A 19,275-nucleotide genomic window follows, 5' to 3' on the forward strand; every position below is an offset into this window, starting at 1 on the left:
ACCCGGTCACGGGTGCGGCGCTGTTGTAGTTTCATCGACGTGTCAGATTCGATCACCGCGCGCCCGACGCGTATGCAGAGCCTGATCGACAAGATCGCCGAAGCGCGGCGCGGCGACAGCAGCGAGACCATCGCTGCAGCATTCCTCCTCGTCGCAACCGTGGCGGCTCTGATCTGGGCGAACTCGCCGTGGGGTGAGACGTACCAGAGTTTCTGGCACACCCCTCTGTCCATCACACTCGGCGACCACGGCATCGAACTAGACCTGCAGCACTGGGTCAACGACGGTCTGATGGCGCTGTTCTTCTTCGTCGTCGGCCTGGAGGTCAAGCGAGAGTTCGCGATGGGTGAGCTGCGCGACCGTTCTCGCGCCGCGGTCCCCATCGTCGCCGCGATAGCCGGTCTCGCACTCCCTGCCCTGCTGTTCCTGGCGCTCAATCCGTCCGGTCCGGAGGCGGCCGCCTGGGGCGTCGTCATCTCGACGGACACCGCGTTCGTCGTCGGTCTGCTCGCCGTCGTCGGCCCGGCCCGCGCCGTCCGGCTCCGCATCTTCCTGTTGACCCTCGCGGTCGCCGACGACGTGGGCGCCCTGGCCATCATCGCCGTCTTCTACACCGACGAGTTGAAGATCGGCCCGCTGATCGTCTCCCTCGTGGGCCTGGCGTTGATCGCGTCCCTGCGACGACTGAGGGTGTGGCGTGGTGCCGGTTACCTCGTCGTCTCGGTGGTCACGTGGGTCGCCATGTACGAGTCGGGGGTCCACCCCACGCTGGCAGGCGTCATGATCGCGTTGATCCTGCCCGTCTATCCGCCGCGACGCAGCGAGGTCGAGCACGCGGCAGCCCTCACGCGCGCGTTCCGCCAATCACCCAATCCCGAGTACGCCCGCGCGGCGCGTCTGGGCCTCGAGCGGGCCGTCTCGGTGAACGAGCGGTTGATGCGGTTGTATCAGCCGTACACGGCGTTCATCATCGTGCCGATCTTCGCGTTGGCCAACGCGGGTGTCGTCCTGAGTTCGGAGACGCTGAAGGCCGCGGCCACGTCGTCGTTGACGTGGGGCATCGTCCTCGGACTCGTCGGCGGCAAGTTCGTGGGCATCACCGGCGCGAGCGCGCTGTTCGCGAAACTGCGCCCCGGATCGATGACCCCCGGCCTCACGTTCCCTCAGATCGCCGGTGGCGCAGCGCTATCCGGCGTCGGCTTCACTATCTCCCTGTTCATCGTCGATCTGGCTCTGGACGATCAGGCGCTGGCCGACCAGGCACGAGTGGGTGTGCTCAGTGCGTCCGTCATCGCCGCCCTTCTCGGGTGGCTGGTCTTCTCGCTGGGCAACCGGTTCGCGCCGCCGCCGGCCGAGCCGTCGCTCGACCTGCTGCGCCCGGTCACCGCCAAGCGCGATCACATTCGCGGACCGGTCGACGCTCCCCTGACGATCGTCGAGTACGGCGATTTCGAGTGCCCGTTCTGCAGCAAGGCCACCGGAAGTACGCGGGAGGTCCGTGCGCACTTCGGCGACGACGTGCGCTACATCTTCCGCCACTACCCCCTCGACGACTATCACCCCCACGCGCGGTACGCGTCCGAGGCATCGGAAGCTGCTGCGGCGCAGGGCAAGTTCTGGGAGATGCACGACACGCTGTTCCTGCACAGTGATGCGCTCGAGCGCGACGACATCGACGTCTACGCGGCGGAGCTCGGACTCGACCTGGACAAGTTCGAGGACGACCTGCGCACCGGCGACTTCGTCACCCGCGTCGAAGACGACGAGATCGATGCGCTGACCAGCGAACTGCCGGGCACCCCCACCTTCTACCTGGGCGTGCAGGGCAGCGCTCCCCAGCGGCACACCGGCCAGCACGACGCGGCGACCATCATCCGAACGCTCGAATCGATGCGCGCCGCGTCCGTTCGCGACTGAGCGGACCTACTGCTCGGCCTTGTTCCCGTCCTCGTCCCAGTGCGCCGCAACCTTCTTGGACGGTTGGACGCGCGGTGGTTCGCCCGGCATCTTCGGGTAGTCGGGCGGGAAGTTGAGTTCCCCTCCGGGCAACGTGTTCCACAGGTCCAACAGGGGTTCCAGCGAGAAGGCCTCGTCGTCCATGCCGGCCCAGGGATCGCCGCCGTCGCGGAGGTGGTCCGCGACGGTGACGATGTTGTAGACCGCGGGATCGTCGGTGTCCGCCAACTGGTCCCACGTCAGGGGCGTCGACACGGGTGCACCCGGTCGCGCCCGCAGACTCCACGCACCGGCGATCGTGCGGTCACGATTGTTCTGGTTGTAGTCGATGAACAGACGTTCCCCACGCTGCTCCTTCCACCATGCGGTGGTCACCGAGTCGTCTCGGCGCTCGAGTTCCCGCCCCAGCCCGATGGCCGCGTGCCGCACGTCCTCGAAGCCCCACTCCGGTCGGATACGCACGTACACATGGACGCCGCGGTTACCACTGGTCTTGACGAAACTGCGGATCCCCAACTCCTGCAACACATCGCGCGTCAGGAGCGCGACACGACGCGCATCGGTGAACGTGGTGCCCGGCTGCGGGTCGATGTCGATGCGGAGCTCGTCCGGGTGGTCCACGTCGGGTCGGCGCACCGGCCACGGATGGAACGTGAGGGTTCCCATCTGCGCCGCCCAGACCAGAGCCGCCGGTTCCGACGGGCACAGTTCCTCCGCGCGCCGCTTGCTGGGGAACGTGATCTCCACGGTCTCGATGTAGTCGGGAGCCCCACGCGGAAGGCGCTTCTGGTAGAAACCGTCGCCGCCCTTGTCCTGCGGTCCGGTGGCCAGACGCATACCGTCCCGATAGCCGTCGGGCCACCGTTCCATCGCCGTCGGTCGATCCCCCAGCGCCCGCACGATCGGCTCGCCGACGGACGCGAAGTATTCGCACACCTGGAGTTTGGTGATGTCGGGCGTCCGCGCCGTCGCCTCGTAGATGATCCGGTCGGGGCTGGACACGCGAACCTCGCGCTCACCCACCTGCACCATCGCTGCTGCACTCTTGGCCATGGTTCAGGCACCGTCCAGGATGTCGGCGACGTCGTACTCGGCGGGCACGTCGAGTTGGTCGTACGTGCAGCTCAGCGGATCGCGGTCCGGGCGCCACCGGACGAACCTCGCGGCGTGACGGAGCCTCGACTTCTCCATCTGGTCGTACGCCACCTCGAGCACCCGCTCGGGGCGTACCGGGATCCACGTGCGATCCATTCCCGACCGCCAGCGGGTCTGCTCACCGTCGGCAACCACGTCGTCGCCGACGCGGAGCGGTTCGAGTTCCGCCAGGTACGACAGCCGCTTCGCGTCCGTGAATGCCGAGGCGCCGCCGATCATCTGGAGCTGGTCCCCGTTGTACAGGCCGAGCAGCATCGACCCGATACCGTTGCCGCTCTTGTGGATCCGATACCCGATCAGCACACAGTCGGCGGTACGCGCGTGCTTGACCTTGATCATCTCGCGCTTGTTGGGCACGTAGACACCGTCCAACCTCTTGGCGACGACGCCGTCCAACCCGGCACCTTCGAAACGGTCGAACCAGTCGGTGGCCAGTGCGGCATCGTCCGTCACGCGGGTGACGTGGCAGCGCGGCGCCGTGCGGGATCCGTCGAGAATCGTCTCGAGCCGCGCACGTCGCTCGGCGAAGGGCAAGGCCGTGAGGTCGTCGTCGCCGAGTGCGAGGAGGTCGAATCCGATGAACTGGGCCGGCGTCTTCTCCGCCAGCATCCGCACCCGGCTGTCGGCCGGGTGGATGCGCTCGGACAGTGAATCCCAGTCGAGGCGCCAGGACCCGTCGGTCTCGAGTGCGACCACCAGTTCACCGTCGACGACGCACCTCTCGGGCAGCTCCTCCTTGACGGCCTCGACCATCTCGGGGAAGTAGCGCGCCAGATCCTTGCCTCCGCGCGACCCGAGGACCACCTCGTCGCCGTCGCGGAAGACGATGGTGCGGAAACCGTCCCATTTCGGCTCGTAGGACCACGTCGGATCACCCGACTCGGGCTGGTCGGGGACGACCTTCGCGGCCTTGGCGAGCATGGGCTGCAACGGGGGCGAGACTGGGAGATCCACATCGTCATCCTTACACGCGTGGATACGCCCGCAACGGGCATAAAGTGTCGTCCATGACCATTTCTCGGCGACCGTCCGCGGCCGCCATCCTGGCTGTCCTGGCAACGGTCGTGTTGGTGGCAGGGTGCTCGTCGACCGTGACCGGGACCGCCGTCGCCCAGCAGGACACCGTTCCCGCGACGGAACTCCCGAACGACACGTTGTTACCTCCGACGACGACGCCGTCGGGAACCGGTGGAGACGTCTCGATCGACGCGCAGGCAGGCGATTGCGTCCGCCTGGGCGGAACGGTCGACGACGCCACCATCGAGGAGGCCCCGTGCGGGTCGCCCGAGTCGAACTACCGCGTGGTCTCCGCGGAGACCTCGGTCGACTTCTGCCCGTCCGACGTCGATCAGACCTATTACGAGACCCTGAACGGTGTCGAGCAGGGCGCACTGTGCCTCGACATCGACTTCGTCGTGGGTGGCTGCATGGATCTCGGCACGCCCGATCCCGAACGCAGCGACTGCGACGCGTCGATGATCGAGGGTGTGCGCGTCGTCGAGATTCTGCAGGGAACGTCCGACGAGAACGACTGCTCCTCGGACCAGAGCTACGTCTACGACGAGCGTGACTTCGTCGTCTGCTTCGACCCCGCGTGACGACGCCGTCCGCGTCGACGGTCCCACTGGCGTCGGCACGGGGTCGGTGGATCGTCCTGGCCACCGTGCTGGGATCGACGCTGTCTCTGCTCGACGGGACCGTCGTCACCATCGCGCTCCCCGACATCGGAACCGATCTGGGCGCGGACGTCAGCGGCCTGCAGTGGACGGTCACCGGATACACGCTGACTCTGGCGGCCTTCGTGCTGCTGGGAGGGTCGCTGGGTGACCGCTTCGGCCGCCGACGGATCTTCGTGCTGGGAACCGTCTGGTTCGCGGCCGCGTCGGTGGCGTGCGGGCTCGCGCCGAACGTCGAGTTCCTCGTGCTGGCCCGCGTGGTGCAGGGCGTCGGCGCGGCGCTGGTGACTCCCGGGTCGCTCGCCATCCTGTCCGCGTCGATCGATTCGAAGGATCGCGGTGCCGCCATCGGCTTGTGGTCCGGCTTAGGAGGAATCGGGTCGGCTGTCGGCCCTCTGCTGGGCGGCTGGTTGGTCGAGTTCGTGGGGTGGCGATCGATCTTCTGGATCAACGTCCCCCTCGCCGTGGCCGTCGTCGCCGTGACGCTCCGTCACGTTCCCGAGACCCGTGATCCCGACGCGAGCGGCCGACTCGACCTTCCGGGGGCCGTCGTGATCGCCGGTGGCCTGGCCGCCCTCACCTATGGGGCGATCTACGGTCGGTGGCTACCGGTGGTCCTGGGGCTCGTCGCGGTCGCCGTCTTCGTCATCATCGAACGTCGGACGCAGCACCCGCTGGTACCACCGTCGCTGTTCTCGTCGTCGGTGTTCGTCGCGGCGAACGTCGTCACGTTCGCGGCCTACGCGGCGCTCGGCGGCGTGTTCTTCCTTCTACTGCTCCAACTGCAGGTCGCTCTGGGCTACACCGCGCTGGCGGCGGGCGTCGCGACTCTGCCCATCACGGCGGCCCTTCTGCTGCTGTCCGCCCGAGCCGGTGCGCTGGCGGGCCGGATCGGACCGAGGTTGCCGATGACGATCGGGCCTACTGTCGCCGCCGTGGGGCTGGTGCTGATGACCCGCATCGCTCCGGGATCGTCCTACGTCGAGTCGGTGCTGCCCGCCGTGATCGTGTTCGGCGTCGGCCTCTCGTTGCTGGTCGCCCCGTTGACGTCCGCGGTGATCGGCGCCGCTCCGGCGTCGCACGCGGGCACGGCGTCCGCGGTGAACAACGCGGTGGCGCGGACGTCCCAACTGCTCGCGGTAGCAGCCATCCCGGGCATCGTCGGGATCTCGGGCGAGCTCGACCCGAACCAGTTCTCGTCGGGTTTCCGCAGCGCGATGCTGCTGTGCGCGGGCATGCTCGCTCTCGCGGGCATCATCGCCGCCGTCACGATACGGTCGCCGAGAAGGCTCTAGGCGATGTCGGCGAGGCAGGCGATCCGCGGATCGACGCGCATCTTCGCCAGCGCGCTCCGGATGCGCGACTTCATCGTAGACACCGGCACACCCATCCGGTCGGCCGCTTCCGCGTAGGTCAGTCCCTCGAAGAACGCCATGAACAGGCATTCTTTCTGGCGACCCGACAGTTCCGACATCGCGTCGATGACGGGTCGGCGGTCCAGGAAGCGATCCGAGGTGTCCGTCGATCCGGTCGCCGCGTCGAGCATGGCGTACTTGGATTCACGGTCGGTGCGCGACTGTTCGGAGCGGACACGGTCGATCGCGCGGCGATGAGCCATCGTGACCAGCCATGCCGCCGGCGAGCCCTGGGCCGGGGAGAAGGTCGGGGCCTTCTGCCAGACCTCGAGGTAGACGTCCTGGACGCACTCCTCGGAGAACCCGCGGTCGCGGAGCACACGGAGCACAGCGCCGTAGACCCGCGACGAGGTCGCGTCGTAGAAACGGGCGAATGCCTCACGGTCTCCGCGCCCGACAGCCTGGAGCAGAGCGGACAGCTCCGCTGTCGATCGCGACGCCGGACGGGCCGATGATGCCTCCGCGGAATTTTCCGTAATAGGTTGAGCGACAGTTGTATTCACGGTTCTCACCTCGATCCATCGAACGCCGGTCGTGCTTTCGATAGGCACGACGATGCCAGGGCGACCAGTCGGTAGCGCATCGCGAGTGTCGCGATCAGGTCACTGGTTGATAACGGCAAGGTAACGGAGATCGAGGGCGTTGCGGACCACCCGATCAGGGGCGTCACCGGTGCGGTCTAGGGTTTTTGCCATGAGCAGCACCCCCTCAGATGCCACTGCCCCCACCAGCACAGATGCCGCGGACGTCAAGCCCCGTAGCCGCGACGTCACGGACGGTCTCGAGAAGACTGCCGCGCGCGGGATGCTGCGCGCAGTAGGCATGGGAGATGCGGACTGGGGCAAGTCCCAGATCGGTGTCGCCTCGTCGTGGAACGAGATCACGCCGTGCAACCTCTCCCTCGACCGCCTGGCCAAGGCAGTCAAGGAAGGCGTGCACAGCGGGGGCGGCTTCCCGCTCGAGTTCGGCACCATCTCCGTCTCCGACGGAATCTCGATGGGCCACGAGGGCATGCACTTCTCCCTCGTCTCGCGCGAGGTCATCGCCGACTCCGTGGAAACCGTGATCAGCGCGGAACGCCTCGACGGTTCCGTGCTGCTGGCCGGTTGCGACAAGTCGCTCCCCGGCATGCTGATGGCGGCCGCGCGCCTCGACCTGGCCAGCGTCTTCCTCTACGCGGGATCCACGCTCCCCGGTTTCGCGACGCTGTCCGACGGCAGCGAGCACCAGGTCACCATCATCGACGCGTTCGAAGCGGTGGGGGCGTGTTCGCGCGGCCTCATGTCGCGCGAGGACGTCGACACGATCGAGCGCGCCATCTGTCCCGGCGAAGGCGCCTGCGGCGGCATGTACACCGCCAACACGATGGCCAGCGCGGCCGAAGCCATGGGTATGTCGCTTCCCGGTAGTGCAGCCCCGCCCGCCCCCGACAAGCGTCGTGACGGATTCGCGCGTGCCAGCGGCGAGGCCGTCGTGGAGTTGCTGCGCCGCGGCATCACCGCGCGCGACATCATGACCAAGGAAGCGTTCGAGAACGCCATCGCCGTCGTCATGGCGTTCGGTGGGTCCACCAACGCCGTCCTGCACCTGTTGGCCATCGCCTACGAGGCCGACGTCGAACTGACGCTCGACGACTTCGTGCGCGTGGGCTCGAAGGTCCCGCACCTCGCGGACGTCAAGCCCTTCGGTCGCCACGTCATGACGGACGTCGACCGCATCGGCGGCGTTCCCGTCGTCATGAAGGCGCTTCTCGACGCCGGCCTGCTGCACGGTGACTGCCTCACCGTCACCGGCAAGACCGTCTCGGAGAACCTCGCCGACATCGCTCCCCCGGATCCCGACGGCCTGGTGCTGCGCGCGATGAGCGAGCCGATCCACCCCACCGGCGGCATCACCATCCTCAAGGGTTCGCTGGCTCCCGGCGGCGCCGTCGTCAAGTCCGCAGGCTTCGACTCGGACGTCTTCGAGGGCACCGCACGCATCTTCGAGCGCGAGCGCGCCGCCATGGACGCACTCGAGGACGGCACCATCACTGCGGGCGACGTCGTCGTCATCCGCTACGAGGGCCCGAAGGGTGGACCGGGCATGCGCGAGATGCTCGCCATCACCGGCGCCATCAAGGGCGCAGGCCTGGGCAAGGACGTCCTCCTGATGACGGACGGCCGGTTCTCGGGCGGCACCACCGGCCTCTGCGTCGGGCACATCGCGCCCGAAGCCGTCGACGGTGGACCCATCGCACTGGTGAAGGACGGCGACAAGATCCGTCTCGACGTCGGCAAGGGCACGCTGGACCTGCTGGTCGACGAGGCGGAACTCGAATCGCGTCGCGCCGACTGGGCCCCGCTGCCTCCGCGCTACACCCGCGGTGTGCTGGCCAAGTACTCGAAGCTGGTCGGCTCGGCCTCGCAGGGCGCTGTCTGCAGCTGAGACCGCACCGTTATCAACGTGTGACGACTCCGTGATCTCAGCGGACGTTGGGCGATACCCGGCGGGGGCACTCTTCAGGGACAAGACGCGGCAGCATCCGTTGCCGTCGACCGTATTCGGGAGAGGGCAACCCACACCATGTCAGTAGTGAAGAAGACAATCGCCGGAGCGTTCGGAATCGCGCTGGGTGTGGCTGCATTCCTGCCCGCAACCGCGTCGGCAGCACCGGTCACCGCATGCCAGGCGCCGTTCGGTGCGGACGCTGTTCCCGCCGACGGCCTCTGCGAGGCCACCAGCGATGCGAGCAGCGCCGCTGCCGCCTACGGGAACGCGTCGGCCGACGCCAGCCGTAACGCACTGGCTCTCGCGCTCGGCCTCAACGGCGGCACTGCCAGCAGCAGCGCGGTCGGCTTCGCCGCACCCGCCGCCATCGCGTTCGGACCGGGCAGCGTCGCCGACGCCCTCGGCCTGAACCCGGGTCTGTCCATCGCGATCGCCGGACCGGGCTCGACCGTCACCGTCGACTCCCTCGGCGGCGTCACCTGCGACGGCCCCGGCTTCGCCGGCGACCTGACCACGCTGAAGGCATGCCTGCGCGTCAACTGATCCACACGAAGAAGGCCGTGACTCCTGGGAGGGAGTCACGGCCTTTTTCGTGCAACGGGCATTTACGGCGTGGGAACGAATCCGGTGCCGACGCCGCCGCCGCGGTTGATGTCGTCGAAGACGGTCTGGATGTTGGTGCCGACCTCGGGTCCGATGCACGGCACGCCGAGGTACGCGTTCACCATGCCCACCAGCGTGGTGCCGGCGACGACGGGGCCGCCCGAGTCACCCTGCTGGACGCAGATCTGCGTGTAGGTGCGGTCGTTCTGGAAGAGCTCACCGTAGGTGATGCCGCACGTGTTGCCCGTCGTGCGACCCTCCTTGCACATGATGCCGGGGAACAGCGCCGGAGCGCCGACGCCGGTGATGGTCACGTTGCCGACGCGGTTGGTCGGTGCGACCCGTCCGCGGTCGAACTCGATGACGGCGTAGTCCAGGCCGGGTACCGAGGAGACGATGCGCCCGACTGCCCCCGCGTCGGGAAGGTATTCCGCACCGATCAGATCTCCGGGAACACCGCAGTGACCTGCGGTGAGTCCGACCAGCCGACCGGCCGCATCGTTACCGATGGTGGTCAAGGTGCAGTCGAACTTTCCCTTGCCGGCGCTGTCCGCGACCAGTAGGCCGGATCCTCCGCCGAGTACTGCGACGGGTGCGGCGGCCGCTGTTCCGGCACCGAGTCCACCGGCGAGCGCCAGTGCGGTGGTAGCGACGAGCACGAGTTTCTTGAGCATGTATTCCCCTCCGAGGTCACGCACACCGTAGCAATACGTGACGCGGGGTTCGTACGACTTCTACTCGTTCTTCAATCTGTCCAGCGCTCGGCGGGCCTCGTCGAGCTCCCGACTCAGCGCCTCGACGCGTTCGAGCGCGGCTGCGCGAGCGGCCTCGATCTTCTCCTCCACGGCTGCCGACGCCGCCTCGTCGCCGAGTTCGCGGACCGCCCGCAGGACCCGGTCGGCGGACACGTCGGCGGGCTTGGCCACCTTCTTCGCACCGTGGGACACCGTCACGGTCCACTGATCGTCGGGGCCGGAGGTGACGGTGACCGACACCGGAGCCGGCTGCGCCTTCGTGCGCCGCGCCGGGCGAGCCGGGGGCTTGACGGACGTCTCGGGAGCAAGCGCGGGGGCCTGGGCTGGGGCTTGGGCTGGGGCTGGGGCTGGAACGATCACCTCTGCCTTCGGCGCCGGCCTGCGAGCGGGAACCTTCGCGGCCTTGCGGGGAGGTTCCGGCGCATCCTTGCTGATCCGCAATTCGTCCGCCTCGTACGGCAACTGGTCGTCGACGCCCTTGGGGCTGACCGTGACCGTGGTGCCGTCGACGGACAGCACGCGTGCGGAGGCACCCGCCTCCAACCCGAGGGACGGGGTCGCCTCGCGGAGATAGACGGTGACGCGACGACCGGCAGCGAGACCGGCCTCGATGGTCGCGAGGTCCTCGGACGTCAAGGCGTCACCGGGGACGCGGGCGGCGCGGCGCCGGGCGGGAGCGCTCAATTCGGGTGCCTCTTCTCGCAAATATCGGGTGCTCGGCTGAGCCAGGGCAAAGTTTCGCACGAGCCACCGACACACTTCCCGCTCCGTTCGATTGCGACGCGCTCGAGTCGGGTAGCCGGTCGGCATGACTACTGATGGAACCGCACGCGTCGCCGACCTCATGTCCGACGCGAAACTCTGCATGTTCACCACCAAGGGCACCGACGGACACCTGAAGTCGCGGCCGATGGCGTTGCAGGAGACCGAGTTCGACGGCGATCTCTGGTTCTTCGCGGCGAACGACTCGCGCAAGGTCGCCGACATCGGCGTCGACCCCTCGGTCAACGTCTCGTTCCAGTCGGGCACCTCGTGGGTGTCCCTGTCGGGACGCGCGAGTGTCGTACGTGACGACGCCAAGAAGAAGGACCTCTGGAGCCAGGGCGTCGCGGCCTGGTTCGAGAACGGACCCGAGTCGGACGAGGTCGTCCTGCTCCGCGTCGAGGCAGAGGGCGCCGAGTTCTGGTCCGCGCCGGGCTCGAAGGTCTCCACACTGATCGCGTACGCCAAGTCGCGGATCACCGGAGACAAGCCGGACGTGGGTGACAACGAAACCGTCGACATGTCGTGACGAGTTCTCCACCGCGGGAGCGGCCCCGGGCGTAGCGTTGCGGCCAACCGCACAGCGGGCGCCGACTTCTCGTGTCGGTCGCTCGTGGTCCATCACATGCACGGGCCCACCGCCGGTGGCTCCTCCCGGGGGAAGGCGAGCAGTCATGTCTCAACTCGATTCGACGGGGTTTCCCACGACGGACGATCCACCGCCGTCCGATGGTCACGGCCAGGTCTTCCTGATCGATGCCGTCTCCGACGTCGACGTCCACGCCGCGAACGACTGGATCGATCGGCACCACGACGACGGTCGACCCGAATCCGTGGTCATGACCGGTAAAGCCCTCGACGAGCTCACCGACCGCAGCGGCGGTTACGACCCGTTGGTGACGCCGCTGAGAGTCAGTTGGACCAAGAAGCCGCGCCGAGGCCTGCGGGTGTGGGCCGGTGCTCAGCGCGGCGAGCCGCGAGTCATCGTCGGCGAGCCGGCACTGCTGACCGATCTGACGGAGCGTTTCCGCGCCTCGGGCGGTCGGTCTCTCTCGTCCTACATCTCCCGCCAGGCCAGTCTGACGTTGGACAAGGCCGAGCGCGAGGTCATCGGCAGCGAGTACAAGGTCCCCCGTTTCGTCGTCGAAGAGATGACGGAGCGTTCGCAGTTCCGCGCCGATCTGGCGGAACTGGCGGCGTCGGTCGACAAGCCGGTGTCGGCGGTCAATTCCCGTGTCCACGAGATCCTCGACGAGATGGTCGCGACGGAGAACAAGCGCGCCGTCGAACTGTGGGGACAGCTCGGCGCGTTCTTCTCGCGCGCCTACCGCGTCGAGGTGGACACGGACCGTGTCGCCGAACTGCGGGAACTGGACAAGTCCTTCCCGCTGGTCTTCCTGCCGAACCACAGGTCGTACCTCGATCCGCTGGTGCTGCGGCCCGCTCTACTCGAGCAGGGGTTCCCCCTCAACCACGTCATGGGCGGCATCAACGTCGGCTTCTGGCCGATCGGCCCCCTGGCGAAGCGCAGTGGTGTGGTGCTGATCCAGCGCAAGTTCTCCGATGCCGTCTACAAGTGGACTCTGCGTCAGTACATGAGCTTCCTGCTGAGCAAGAAGTTCAACCTCGAGTGGTACATCGAGGGCGGCCGATCCCGCACCGGCAAGCTGCGCCCCCCACGGTTCGGCCTGCTGAGCTACCTTTTCGACGCCCTGGAGAACAGCACCGCCGCCGACGCCTACCTGGTGCCCACGTCGATCACGTACGACCGGCTGCACGAGGTCGGCGAGATGGCGAAGGAGTCGCACGGCGCGCAGAAGCAGGCCGAGGGCATCAAGATGGCCATCGGATACGTGCGCGCCCAGGGACAGATCCGCGGCACCGTGTATCTGCGCTTCGGCAAGCCCATGTCCGCGCGCGGATTCCTCGACGAGTACGACGACAAGCGCGTCGCCGTCCAGCGCGCCGCGCTGGCGGTGTCGCACGCCATCAACGAGTCCACGCCCGTCAGTCCCGCGGCGCTCGTCGCGATGGCCATGTTGGGTATCGAGGACCGTGCGCTGAATCAGCGTGAGATGTGGTCGATCGTCGAGCCGCTCGCGCAGTACGTCCACCAGCGCGGGCTGCCGACGGCCGGCGGTACCGACCTGACCGACATCGAGGTCATGACGGCCGCGGTGCGTGCGCAGGTGGCCGCCGGTGTGGTGACACGCTTCGACGACGGTCCGGAGCCGCTGTTCCTCCTCGCCCAGGACAAGCATCTGGTCGCATCCTTCTTCCGCAACAACGCGATCCACTTCTTCGTCATGCGGGCCATCGGTGAGCTGGTGGTCCTGCGGACCGAGGACTGCCCCACCGGGTCCGTCGCCGCGGACGACCTGTGGAAGTCCGCGCTCGAACTGCGGGACCTGCTCAAGTTCGAGTTCTTCTTCGGAGAGAAGAAGGAATTCGGCGAGCGCCTCGAGGACGAGGTGACGATGATCGATCCGGAGTGGCGCACCGGGCTCGATCACCAGGGATACGCTCTGAAGTCGTTGCAGTCACAGCCTTTCCACCTCGCGCACCGTGTTCTGCAACCCATCTTCGAGGCGTACCAGGTGGTCGCCGACCAGTTGATGACGCTCGCCCCGGGCGTCGAACTGGACAAACCGGCGTTCCTGAAGGAGTGCATGGGCGTGGCGCAGTCACGCCGACTGCGTCAGCAGCTCGAGCACAGCGAGGCCATCTCCAACGAATTGTTCGACACCGCACTGCAACTCGCCGAAAATCGCGGCCTGCTCGATCCCTCCGGTGACGCAGTCGCCGAGCGCCGTGCCGCGTTCGCCGCCGAAATTGCCGCGTGGGGACACGTAGCCCGACGCATCCGGACGATGGTGCACGTCTCTCTCGACTCGGTCGACACCCACGGAGGAACCCGGTGACCACCACGCATCCCGCGCGGACGTTCGACGACCTGATCGCCGACGTCGCGGCGGCGCCCGAGGGCCCGGACGTCGTGGCGTTCTTCGACTTCGACGGAACCGTGATCGACGGCTACTCCGCGACAGCGGTGTTCAAGGAGCGGCTGCGCCGATTCGACGTCGATCTGTTCGAGCTGTGGGAGATCAGCAGCGCGGTGGTGGAGATGCGCGTGCGCGGCACCACCGTCGACAATCTGATGGACAAGGCCGTGCGCGCCCTCGCAGGCAAGACTCACGACGAACTTCTCGACCAGGCCTACCGCCTGTTCCGGTCCGAGATCGCATCGCAGATCTTCCCGCAGGTCCGGACGCTGATCGCCGCCCACCGCCGGGCCGGTCATCGCGTGGTGATGTCGACGTCGGCAACTCCGTACCAGGCGCAGCCCGTGGTCGACGATCTGACGTTCGACGACTTGATCTGCACCCACCCTGAGATCGCCGAGGACGGCGTGCTCACCGGACTTCTCGACGGCAAATCCTTGTGGGGTCCGCGCAAGGCGGAGGCCATCGAGGACTGGGCGACCGAGGCGGGCGTCGACACGGACATCTGCTTCGGCTACTCGAACGGTGTCGAGGACGTCCCGATGCTCGAGACGGTTGGACGACCCGTTGCGCTGAACCCGGACCCGGAGCTCGATCGGATCGCGCAGAATCGCGGATGGTCGCGTGTGCAGCTCCGCAAACCCACGCGGGGAGCCGACCTGACCTCGACGGTTCGCAGCGTCGCCGCCTTGGGCTCGGTCCTGGCCAGTGCCGGACTGGGCGCGACGATGGGCATCCTCAGCGGGAGCCGCCGCGTCGGAGCGAACGTCACCAACGCCGTCGCGCCCGAGGTCGCACTGGCTCTGACGGGGGTCACGGTCGAGGTGATCGACGAGGAGAACGCGTGGTCGCACCGACCCGCCGTTTTCATGTTCAACCACCAGTCGTCGATGGACATGATCGTCGTCGCACGGGTCCTCCGACGCGACATCACGGCCGTCGCGAAGAAGGAACTCAGCCGCGACCCGCGGTTCGCCCCTCTCGGCGCCCTGTTCGACGTCGCGTACGTCGACCGGTCCAACAATGCCGCGGCCCGCGAGGCGATGAAGCCCGCGATCGACAAGCTGCACAGCGGCGTCTCCGTGGCCGTCGCCCCGGAAGGCACGCGCATGCCCACCGCCCGACTCGGACGGTTCAAGAAGGGCGGGTTCCACCTCGCTCTGGAGGCCGGAGTCCCTGTCGTGCCGCTCATCCTGCAAGGGGCGGGTGACGTCATGTGGAAGTCGTCGTTCACCGCGCACCCCGGAACGGTCACCGTCACCGTCGGGGCCCCGATCCCGACCACGGACTGGTCGCTGGACACTCTCGACGACCATATCGCCGAGGTCCGCGGCGTCTTCGAACGAACGCTGGACGACGTTCGACGATGACGGATCACGACAACGACGACGTCCCCCGCACGTTCCGCCAGGCGGATGTCGAGCAGACGCTCCTCGGCGAGGAGGCGAAGTACTCGCGAGACCAGGTGGCCGAACGCGCCGGCGTCGATCTGGAACGCGCACAACAGCTCTGGGTCGCCATGGGATTCCCGACGGATCCCGATCCGGATGTCGTCATGTACACCGACGCCGATGTCGACGCGCTCAAGTTGATCACCACCATGGTCGACACGAACGTGGTCGAGAAGTCGATGGAGGTCGCTGTCGCCCGCACCCTGGGGCAGTCGATGTCGCGCCTCGCGGAGTGGCAGGTGGGCGTCGTCAATTCCTACATCGCCACCCGTATCGCCGATGCCGAGGCGGCGTCCGAATCGGATCGCGACGCCATCCGCGCCGAGGCCCGAGTCATCGCCGCGGAGACGGTGCCGTCGATCGAGCAGCTGCAGAACTACGTCTGGCGGCGCCATCTCGCCGCGGCGTCCGGACGCGCGCTCGCGGTGGACGCGTCGGGCGACACGCGCAACGTCGTGGCGGTCGGCTTCGCGGACATGGTCGGCTACACCTCCCTCACCCGACGTCTCGACGTGGACGCGCTCACCTCTCTGCTCGAGGAGTTCGAGTCCGTCGCCACCGGCATCATTGCCCGTGGTCACGGCTCCGTGGTCAAGAACGTCGGAGACGAGGTGATGTTCCAGGCGGCGACGGCCGCGGATGCCGCCCGGATCGCACTCCATCTGCACGAGGCGTTCGACGACCGCGACGACGTGCCCGCGTTGCGCGTGGGTATCGCGGTGGGCCCGGCGCTGGCCCGTTTCGGCGATCTGTACGGGTCGGTGGTCAACATCGCGGCACGCCTGACCAGCAATGCGCACCCCGGCACGGTCCTCGTGGACAGCGAGACGGCCGACGCCTTGGCAGGTCAGGACGAGTTCTATCTGAAATCGCTCAGGCCGCTGCGGGTGCGCGGCTTCAGCAAGCTGCGAACCTATGCGCTGCGCTGGAACAAGCAGAGGGAAGCATCGCCGCCGTCCTGACGTTGTAAAGTTCGTGACCGACTCACTCCTCGCCCCCACTCGCCTGTGGACGCCCCGTCGGGTCCAGATCACCAAGTCGGCGGCCGATCTTCCGCACACGGCCGAGATCGTGCGGCGGTGCGAGGCAGCAGGCGTCACCGAGATCGACGTCCTGACGGCCGACCGACTCACCGGCCTGCGAGGCGAGTCCGAGCGGGAGACCTACGCGCGGGCGAAGTCCACGCTCGCCGTCGTCGTGGCGCCGCCCAGCGCGCTGAAGCCGCAGCCCATCCCGCCGAGCGCGGACTGGCGCATCGATCTGGCCAAGGGATGTCCCGCGCACTGCCAGTACTGCTACCTGGCCGGGTCTCTGTCCGGCCCGCCCGTCACCCGCGTGTACGCCAACCTCGACGACGTCCTGGCGCCCATCGCCTCACACGTCGGCCGCGGCACCATCACCAGCGGCACCGCCGAGCGAGGGCACGAGGGCACGACCTTCGAAATGTCCTGTTACACAGATCCTCTGGGGATCGAGCACGTCACAGGCTCGCTCGCCGCGGCCATCTCCCGCGTCGGCAGCGGGGAATTCGGTGCAGGCGCCTCGCTGCGCTTCACCACCAAGTTCGACGACGTCACCGAGCTGGTCGGCCTCGATCACGGCGGACGCACCCGCGTGCGCCTGTCGGTCAATGCTCGCGACATCGGCAACCGTTTCGAGGGCGGAACCGCCAGGATGCCGGCACGCATCGCCGCTCTGCGTGCGCTGGCCCTGGCCGGGTACCCGGTCGGTGTGACCATCGCGCCGATCATGCCCGTCCCCGGCTGGCAGGAGCAGTACGGCGACCTCCTCGCCGACATCGCGGCCGCAGTGGCGGACGTTCCCGATGTCGACCTGACGGCCGAGATCATCACCCACCGGTTCACGCCGTCCAGCAAGGACGTGTTGCTGAGTTGGTACCCGGCCACGAAGCTCGAGATGGACGAGGACGCGAGGTCGGCTAAGCGCTCGAAGTTCGGCGGCGTCAAGTACGTCTACCCGAAAGCGACGATGGCGGAGATGAAGTCGTGGTTCACCGCCGAACTCGAGCGCGTCCTACCCGCGGCGCAGCTGCTGTACTGGACCTGACGTGCCCGAGGGTGACACCGTCTTCGCACTCGCGGCACGGTTGCGCGCGGCACTCGACGGCAAGGTCCTTCTCGAGGGGCGGCTGAACGTCCCCGCACACGCCACCGAGGATCTCGCCGGTCGCATCGTCCTCCGCCACCGCACGCACGGGAAACACCTGCTGACGGACATCGACGGCGATCTCACCCTGCACACGCATCTGAAGATGACCGGGTCGTGGACGATCACCCGGCCCGGCCGTCGCCTTCCCCGTCGACTCGATCCCGACGTCCGTGTCCGGCTCGCCGTCAGGGACGGCCCGACGGCGTACGGCCTGATGTTGCCGGTCGTGGACTTCTCCACCACGGCCGACGCCGACGCCGGGCTCGCCTACCTCGGGCCCGACCCGCTGCACGACGACTTCGATGCCGCACTCGCGGCGGCCAACGTCCGACGCGATCCGCGCCCGGTCGTCGCCGTGCTGCTCGATCAGCGCGTGATGGCGGGACCCGGGAACCTGTGGGCGAACGAACTGTGCTTTCTCCGCGGTCTCGGCCCGTGGGTCCCGGCGACCGAGGTCGACGCCGACAGATTGGTGGCCTTGACCCGGAAAGCGATGCGGCACTCCGTCTCCACTCCGCGGGCCATGCAGGTGACCACCGGGGACACGCGGCCCGGTCGACAGCACTGGGTGGCCGGCCGAGCCGGCAAACCGTGCCTCCGATGCGGCACGACCATCCGCGTCGTCGCCGAGGTGCCCGGCGACCCGGAGCGACGCCGTACGTGGTGGTGCCCGCACTGCCAACCCGGGCCGGAGCGAGAATGACTCGGTGATCTCTCTGCATGACAGCACCGTCCGCGGGTTCGCGTCCGATAACTACGCGGGCGTGCACCCCGAAGTCCTCGACGCTCTCGCCGCCGCGAACGGCGGTCACCAGGTCGCGTACGGCGGAGACGACTACAGCAGGCGTCTGGACGAGGTCTTCGTCGAGCATTTCGGTCCGGACATCGCCGTCTTCCCGGTCTTCAACGGCACCGGCGCCAACGTCGTCGGACTGCAGTCGATGCTCCCCCGCTGGGGCGCCGTCGTCTGCGCGTCGACCGCCCACATCAACGGCGACGAGGGCGGGGCACCCGAGCGAGTCGGCGGCATCAAGCTGCTGACGGTCGACTCACCCGACGGGAAGCTGACCCCGGAGCTGATCGACCGCGAGGCGTACGGCTGGGGCGACGAGCACCGCGCGCAGCCGCTGGTCGTGTCGATCACGCAGTCCACCGAACTGGGCACCGTCTACACGCCGGACGAGATCAGGGCCGTCGCGGACCACGCTCACGGATACGGCATGCGACTGCACGTCGACGGAGCTCGCATCGCGAACGCGGCCGCGGCGCTCGACGTTCCGCTCCGCGCCATCACCACGGATGTGGGTGTCGATGTCCTGTCCTTCGGCGGCACCAAGAACGGCCTCATCTTCGGCGAGGCCATCGTGGTGCTCGACCCGTCGGCGTCCGAGGGGATCACGTACCTGCGCAAGCTCGATATGCAGCTGGCGTCGAAGATGCGGTTCGGTGCCGCTCAGCTCATCGCTCTGCTCGAGCCGGGTGAGGACCGCGGGTTGTGGTTCCGCTCGGCGTCGCACGCCAACTCGATGGCCGCCCGTCTGCGCTCGTCCCTCGAGGCACTCGTCGACGCGGGCGACGCACCGGGCCTCGGGTTCAGCCAACCGACACAGGCGAATGCCGTCTTCGCCACCCTGCCGGCCGGTGTGGCGGACCGCCTCCGCGAGCGCTTCCGGTTCTACGACTGGGACGCCTCCCGCGGCGAGGTCCGCTGGATGTGTTCCTTCGACACCAACGAGGCCGACGTCGAGAGGTTCGTCGAGGCGATCCGCACGGAGCTGGCGCGTGCCGATTCAGCGATATGGCAAGGTTGACCGCGCCTCCACCCGGACGAAGAGAGTCAC

Annotated in this window: 17 protein-coding genes; 12 read left to right on the plus strand and 5 right to left on the minus strand. The window is 67.9% G+C overall.

All coding sequences use genetic code 11. The annotated features are described in order from the left end of the window. Positions 1 to 72: 72 nt before the first annotated feature. On the plus strand, positions 73 to 1,917 hold the full coding sequence (gene nhaA, locus AC0IX4_RS08085) for a Na+/H+ antiporter NhaA (protein WP_042576229.1): 1,845 nt from the start codon (positions 73 to 75) through the stop codon (positions 1,915 to 1,917). Between the two features lie 6 nt (positions 1,918 to 1,923). Here the strand turns inward: nhaA and AC0IX4_RS08090 are convergent, their stop codons facing one another. Together AC0IX4_RS08090 and AC0IX4_RS08095 are read right to left on the minus strand one after the other, a co-directional pair. Beyond that, the gene (locus AC0IX4_RS08090) at positions 1,924 to 3,009 is read right to left on the minus strand and encodes a DNA polymerase domain-containing protein (RefSeq protein ID WP_042576230.1); all 1,086 of its coding nucleotides are present in this window, start codon (positions 3,007 to 3,009) and stop codon (positions 1,924 to 1,926) included. Positions 3,010 to 3,012: 3 nt separating this feature from the next. After that, positions 3,013 to 4,065, minus strand: coding sequence for an ATP-dependent DNA ligase (locus AC0IX4_RS08095; protein ID WP_042576231.1), 1,053 nt, complete (start codon positions 4,063 to 4,065; stop codon positions 3,013 to 3,015). 53 nt (positions 4,066 to 4,118) lie between these two features. Here AC0IX4_RS08095 and lppU point away from each other — a divergent pair, with 53 nt between their 5' ends. Then, positions 4,119 to 4,709, plus strand: a complete 591-nt coding sequence (lppU, locus tag AC0IX4_RS08100) for an LppU family putative lipoprotein (RefSeq protein ID WP_042576232.1) — start codon at positions 4,119 to 4,121, stop codon at positions 4,707 to 4,709. After that, the gene (locus tag AC0IX4_RS08105) at positions 4,706 to 6,082 is read left to right on the plus strand and encodes an MFS transporter (RefSeq protein ID WP_471828640.1); all 1,377 of its coding nucleotides are present in this window, start codon (positions 4,706 to 4,708) and stop codon (positions 6,080 to 6,082) included. The genes lppU and AC0IX4_RS08105 overlap by 4 nt, the downstream gene beginning before the upstream one ends. Here the strand turns inward: AC0IX4_RS08105 and AC0IX4_RS08110 are convergent. Then, on the minus strand, positions 6,079 to 6,705 hold the full coding sequence (locus AC0IX4_RS08110; protein ID WP_471828641.1) for a sigma-70 family RNA polymerase sigma factor: 627 nt from the start codon (positions 6,703 to 6,705) through the stop codon (positions 6,079 to 6,081). The genes AC0IX4_RS08105 and AC0IX4_RS08110 overlap by 4 nt on opposite strands. 190 nt (positions 6,706 to 6,895) lie before the next feature. On the opposite strand from AC0IX4_RS08110, the gene ilvD reads away from it, so the two are divergent. Continuing rightward, positions 6,896 to 8,629 (plus strand): dihydroxy-acid dehydratase, encoded by a 1,734-nt coding sequence (gene ilvD / locus AC0IX4_RS08115; protein ID WP_471828643.1) that lies wholly within the window; start codon positions 6,896 to 6,898, stop codon positions 8,627 to 8,629. Between the two features lie 138 nt (positions 8,630 to 8,767). Further along, complete coding sequence (locus AC0IX4_RS08120; protein ID WP_056074076.1) at positions 8,768 to 9,235, plus strand: DUF6764 family protein; 468 nt, start codon at positions 8,768 to 8,770, stop codon at positions 9,233 to 9,235. A 62-nt stretch (positions 9,236 to 9,297) separates the two neighbouring features. Here AC0IX4_RS08120 and AC0IX4_RS08125 read toward each other — a convergent pair whose 3' ends face one another. After that, complete coding sequence (locus AC0IX4_RS08125) at positions 9,298 to 9,969, minus strand: S1 family peptidase (protein ID WP_042576369.1); 672 nt, start codon at positions 9,967 to 9,969, stop codon at positions 9,298 to 9,300. 60 nt (positions 9,970 to 10,029) lie between these two features. Beyond that, positions 10,030 to 10,734 carry a DUF6319 family protein gene (locus AC0IX4_RS08130; RefSeq protein WP_471828645.1) on the minus strand — a complete coding sequence of 235 codons (705 nt, stop codon included), beginning with the start codon at positions 10,732 to 10,734 and terminating at the stop codon, positions 10,030 to 10,032. 124 nt (positions 10,735 to 10,858) lie between these two features. Here AC0IX4_RS08130 and AC0IX4_RS08135 point away from each other — a divergent pair, with 124 nt between their 5' ends. From AC0IX4_RS08135 to AC0IX4_RS08165, 7 genes are all read left to right on the plus strand, one after another. Continuing rightward, complete coding sequence (locus AC0IX4_RS08135) at positions 10,859 to 11,341, plus strand: pyridoxamine 5'-phosphate oxidase family protein (RefSeq protein WP_042576237.1); 483 nt, start codon at positions 10,859 to 10,861, stop codon at positions 11,339 to 11,341. Positions 11,342 to 11,486: 145 nt separating this feature from the next. Then, positions 11,487 to 13,733, plus strand: coding sequence for a glycerol-3-phosphate 1-O-acyltransferase (locus AC0IX4_RS08140; RefSeq protein ID WP_471828646.1), 2,247 nt, complete (start codon positions 11,487 to 11,489; stop codon positions 13,731 to 13,733). Beyond that, entirely contained in the window at positions 13,730 to 15,184 is a 1,455-nt protein-coding gene (locus AC0IX4_RS08145; protein ID WP_042576239.1) for an HAD-IB family hydrolase, read from the plus strand. The genes AC0IX4_RS08140 and AC0IX4_RS08145 overlap by 4 nt, the downstream gene beginning before the upstream one ends. Continuing rightward, positions 15,181 to 16,227: an adenylate/guanylate cyclase domain-containing protein gene (locus tag AC0IX4_RS08150; RefSeq protein ID WP_042576240.1), complete on the plus strand. Its 1,047-nt coding sequence runs from the start codon at positions 15,181 to 15,183 to the stop codon at positions 16,225 to 16,227. The genes AC0IX4_RS08145 and AC0IX4_RS08150 overlap by 4 nt, the downstream gene beginning before the upstream one ends. A 13-nt stretch (positions 16,228 to 16,240) precedes the next feature. After that, positions 16,241 to 17,332 (plus strand): spore photoproduct lyase family protein, encoded by a 1,092-nt coding sequence (locus AC0IX4_RS08155; protein ID WP_471828647.1) that lies wholly within the window; start codon positions 16,241 to 16,243, stop codon positions 17,330 to 17,332. Position 17,333: 1 nt separating this feature from the next. Further along, entirely contained in the window at positions 17,334 to 18,137 is an 804-nt protein-coding gene (locus AC0IX4_RS08160; protein WP_471828648.1) for a DNA-formamidopyrimidine glycosylase family protein, read from the plus strand. 4 nt (positions 18,138 to 18,141) lie between these two features. Then, a complete protein-coding gene (locus tag AC0IX4_RS08165) occupies positions 18,142 to 19,245 on the plus strand; it encodes a threonine aldolase family protein (protein ID WP_471828649.1) in 1,104 nt (367 codons plus the stop codon). The last annotated feature ends 30 nt before the right edge of the window (positions 19,246 to 19,275 follow it).

The organism is Rhodococcus sp. AC861, from assembly GCF_979256035.1.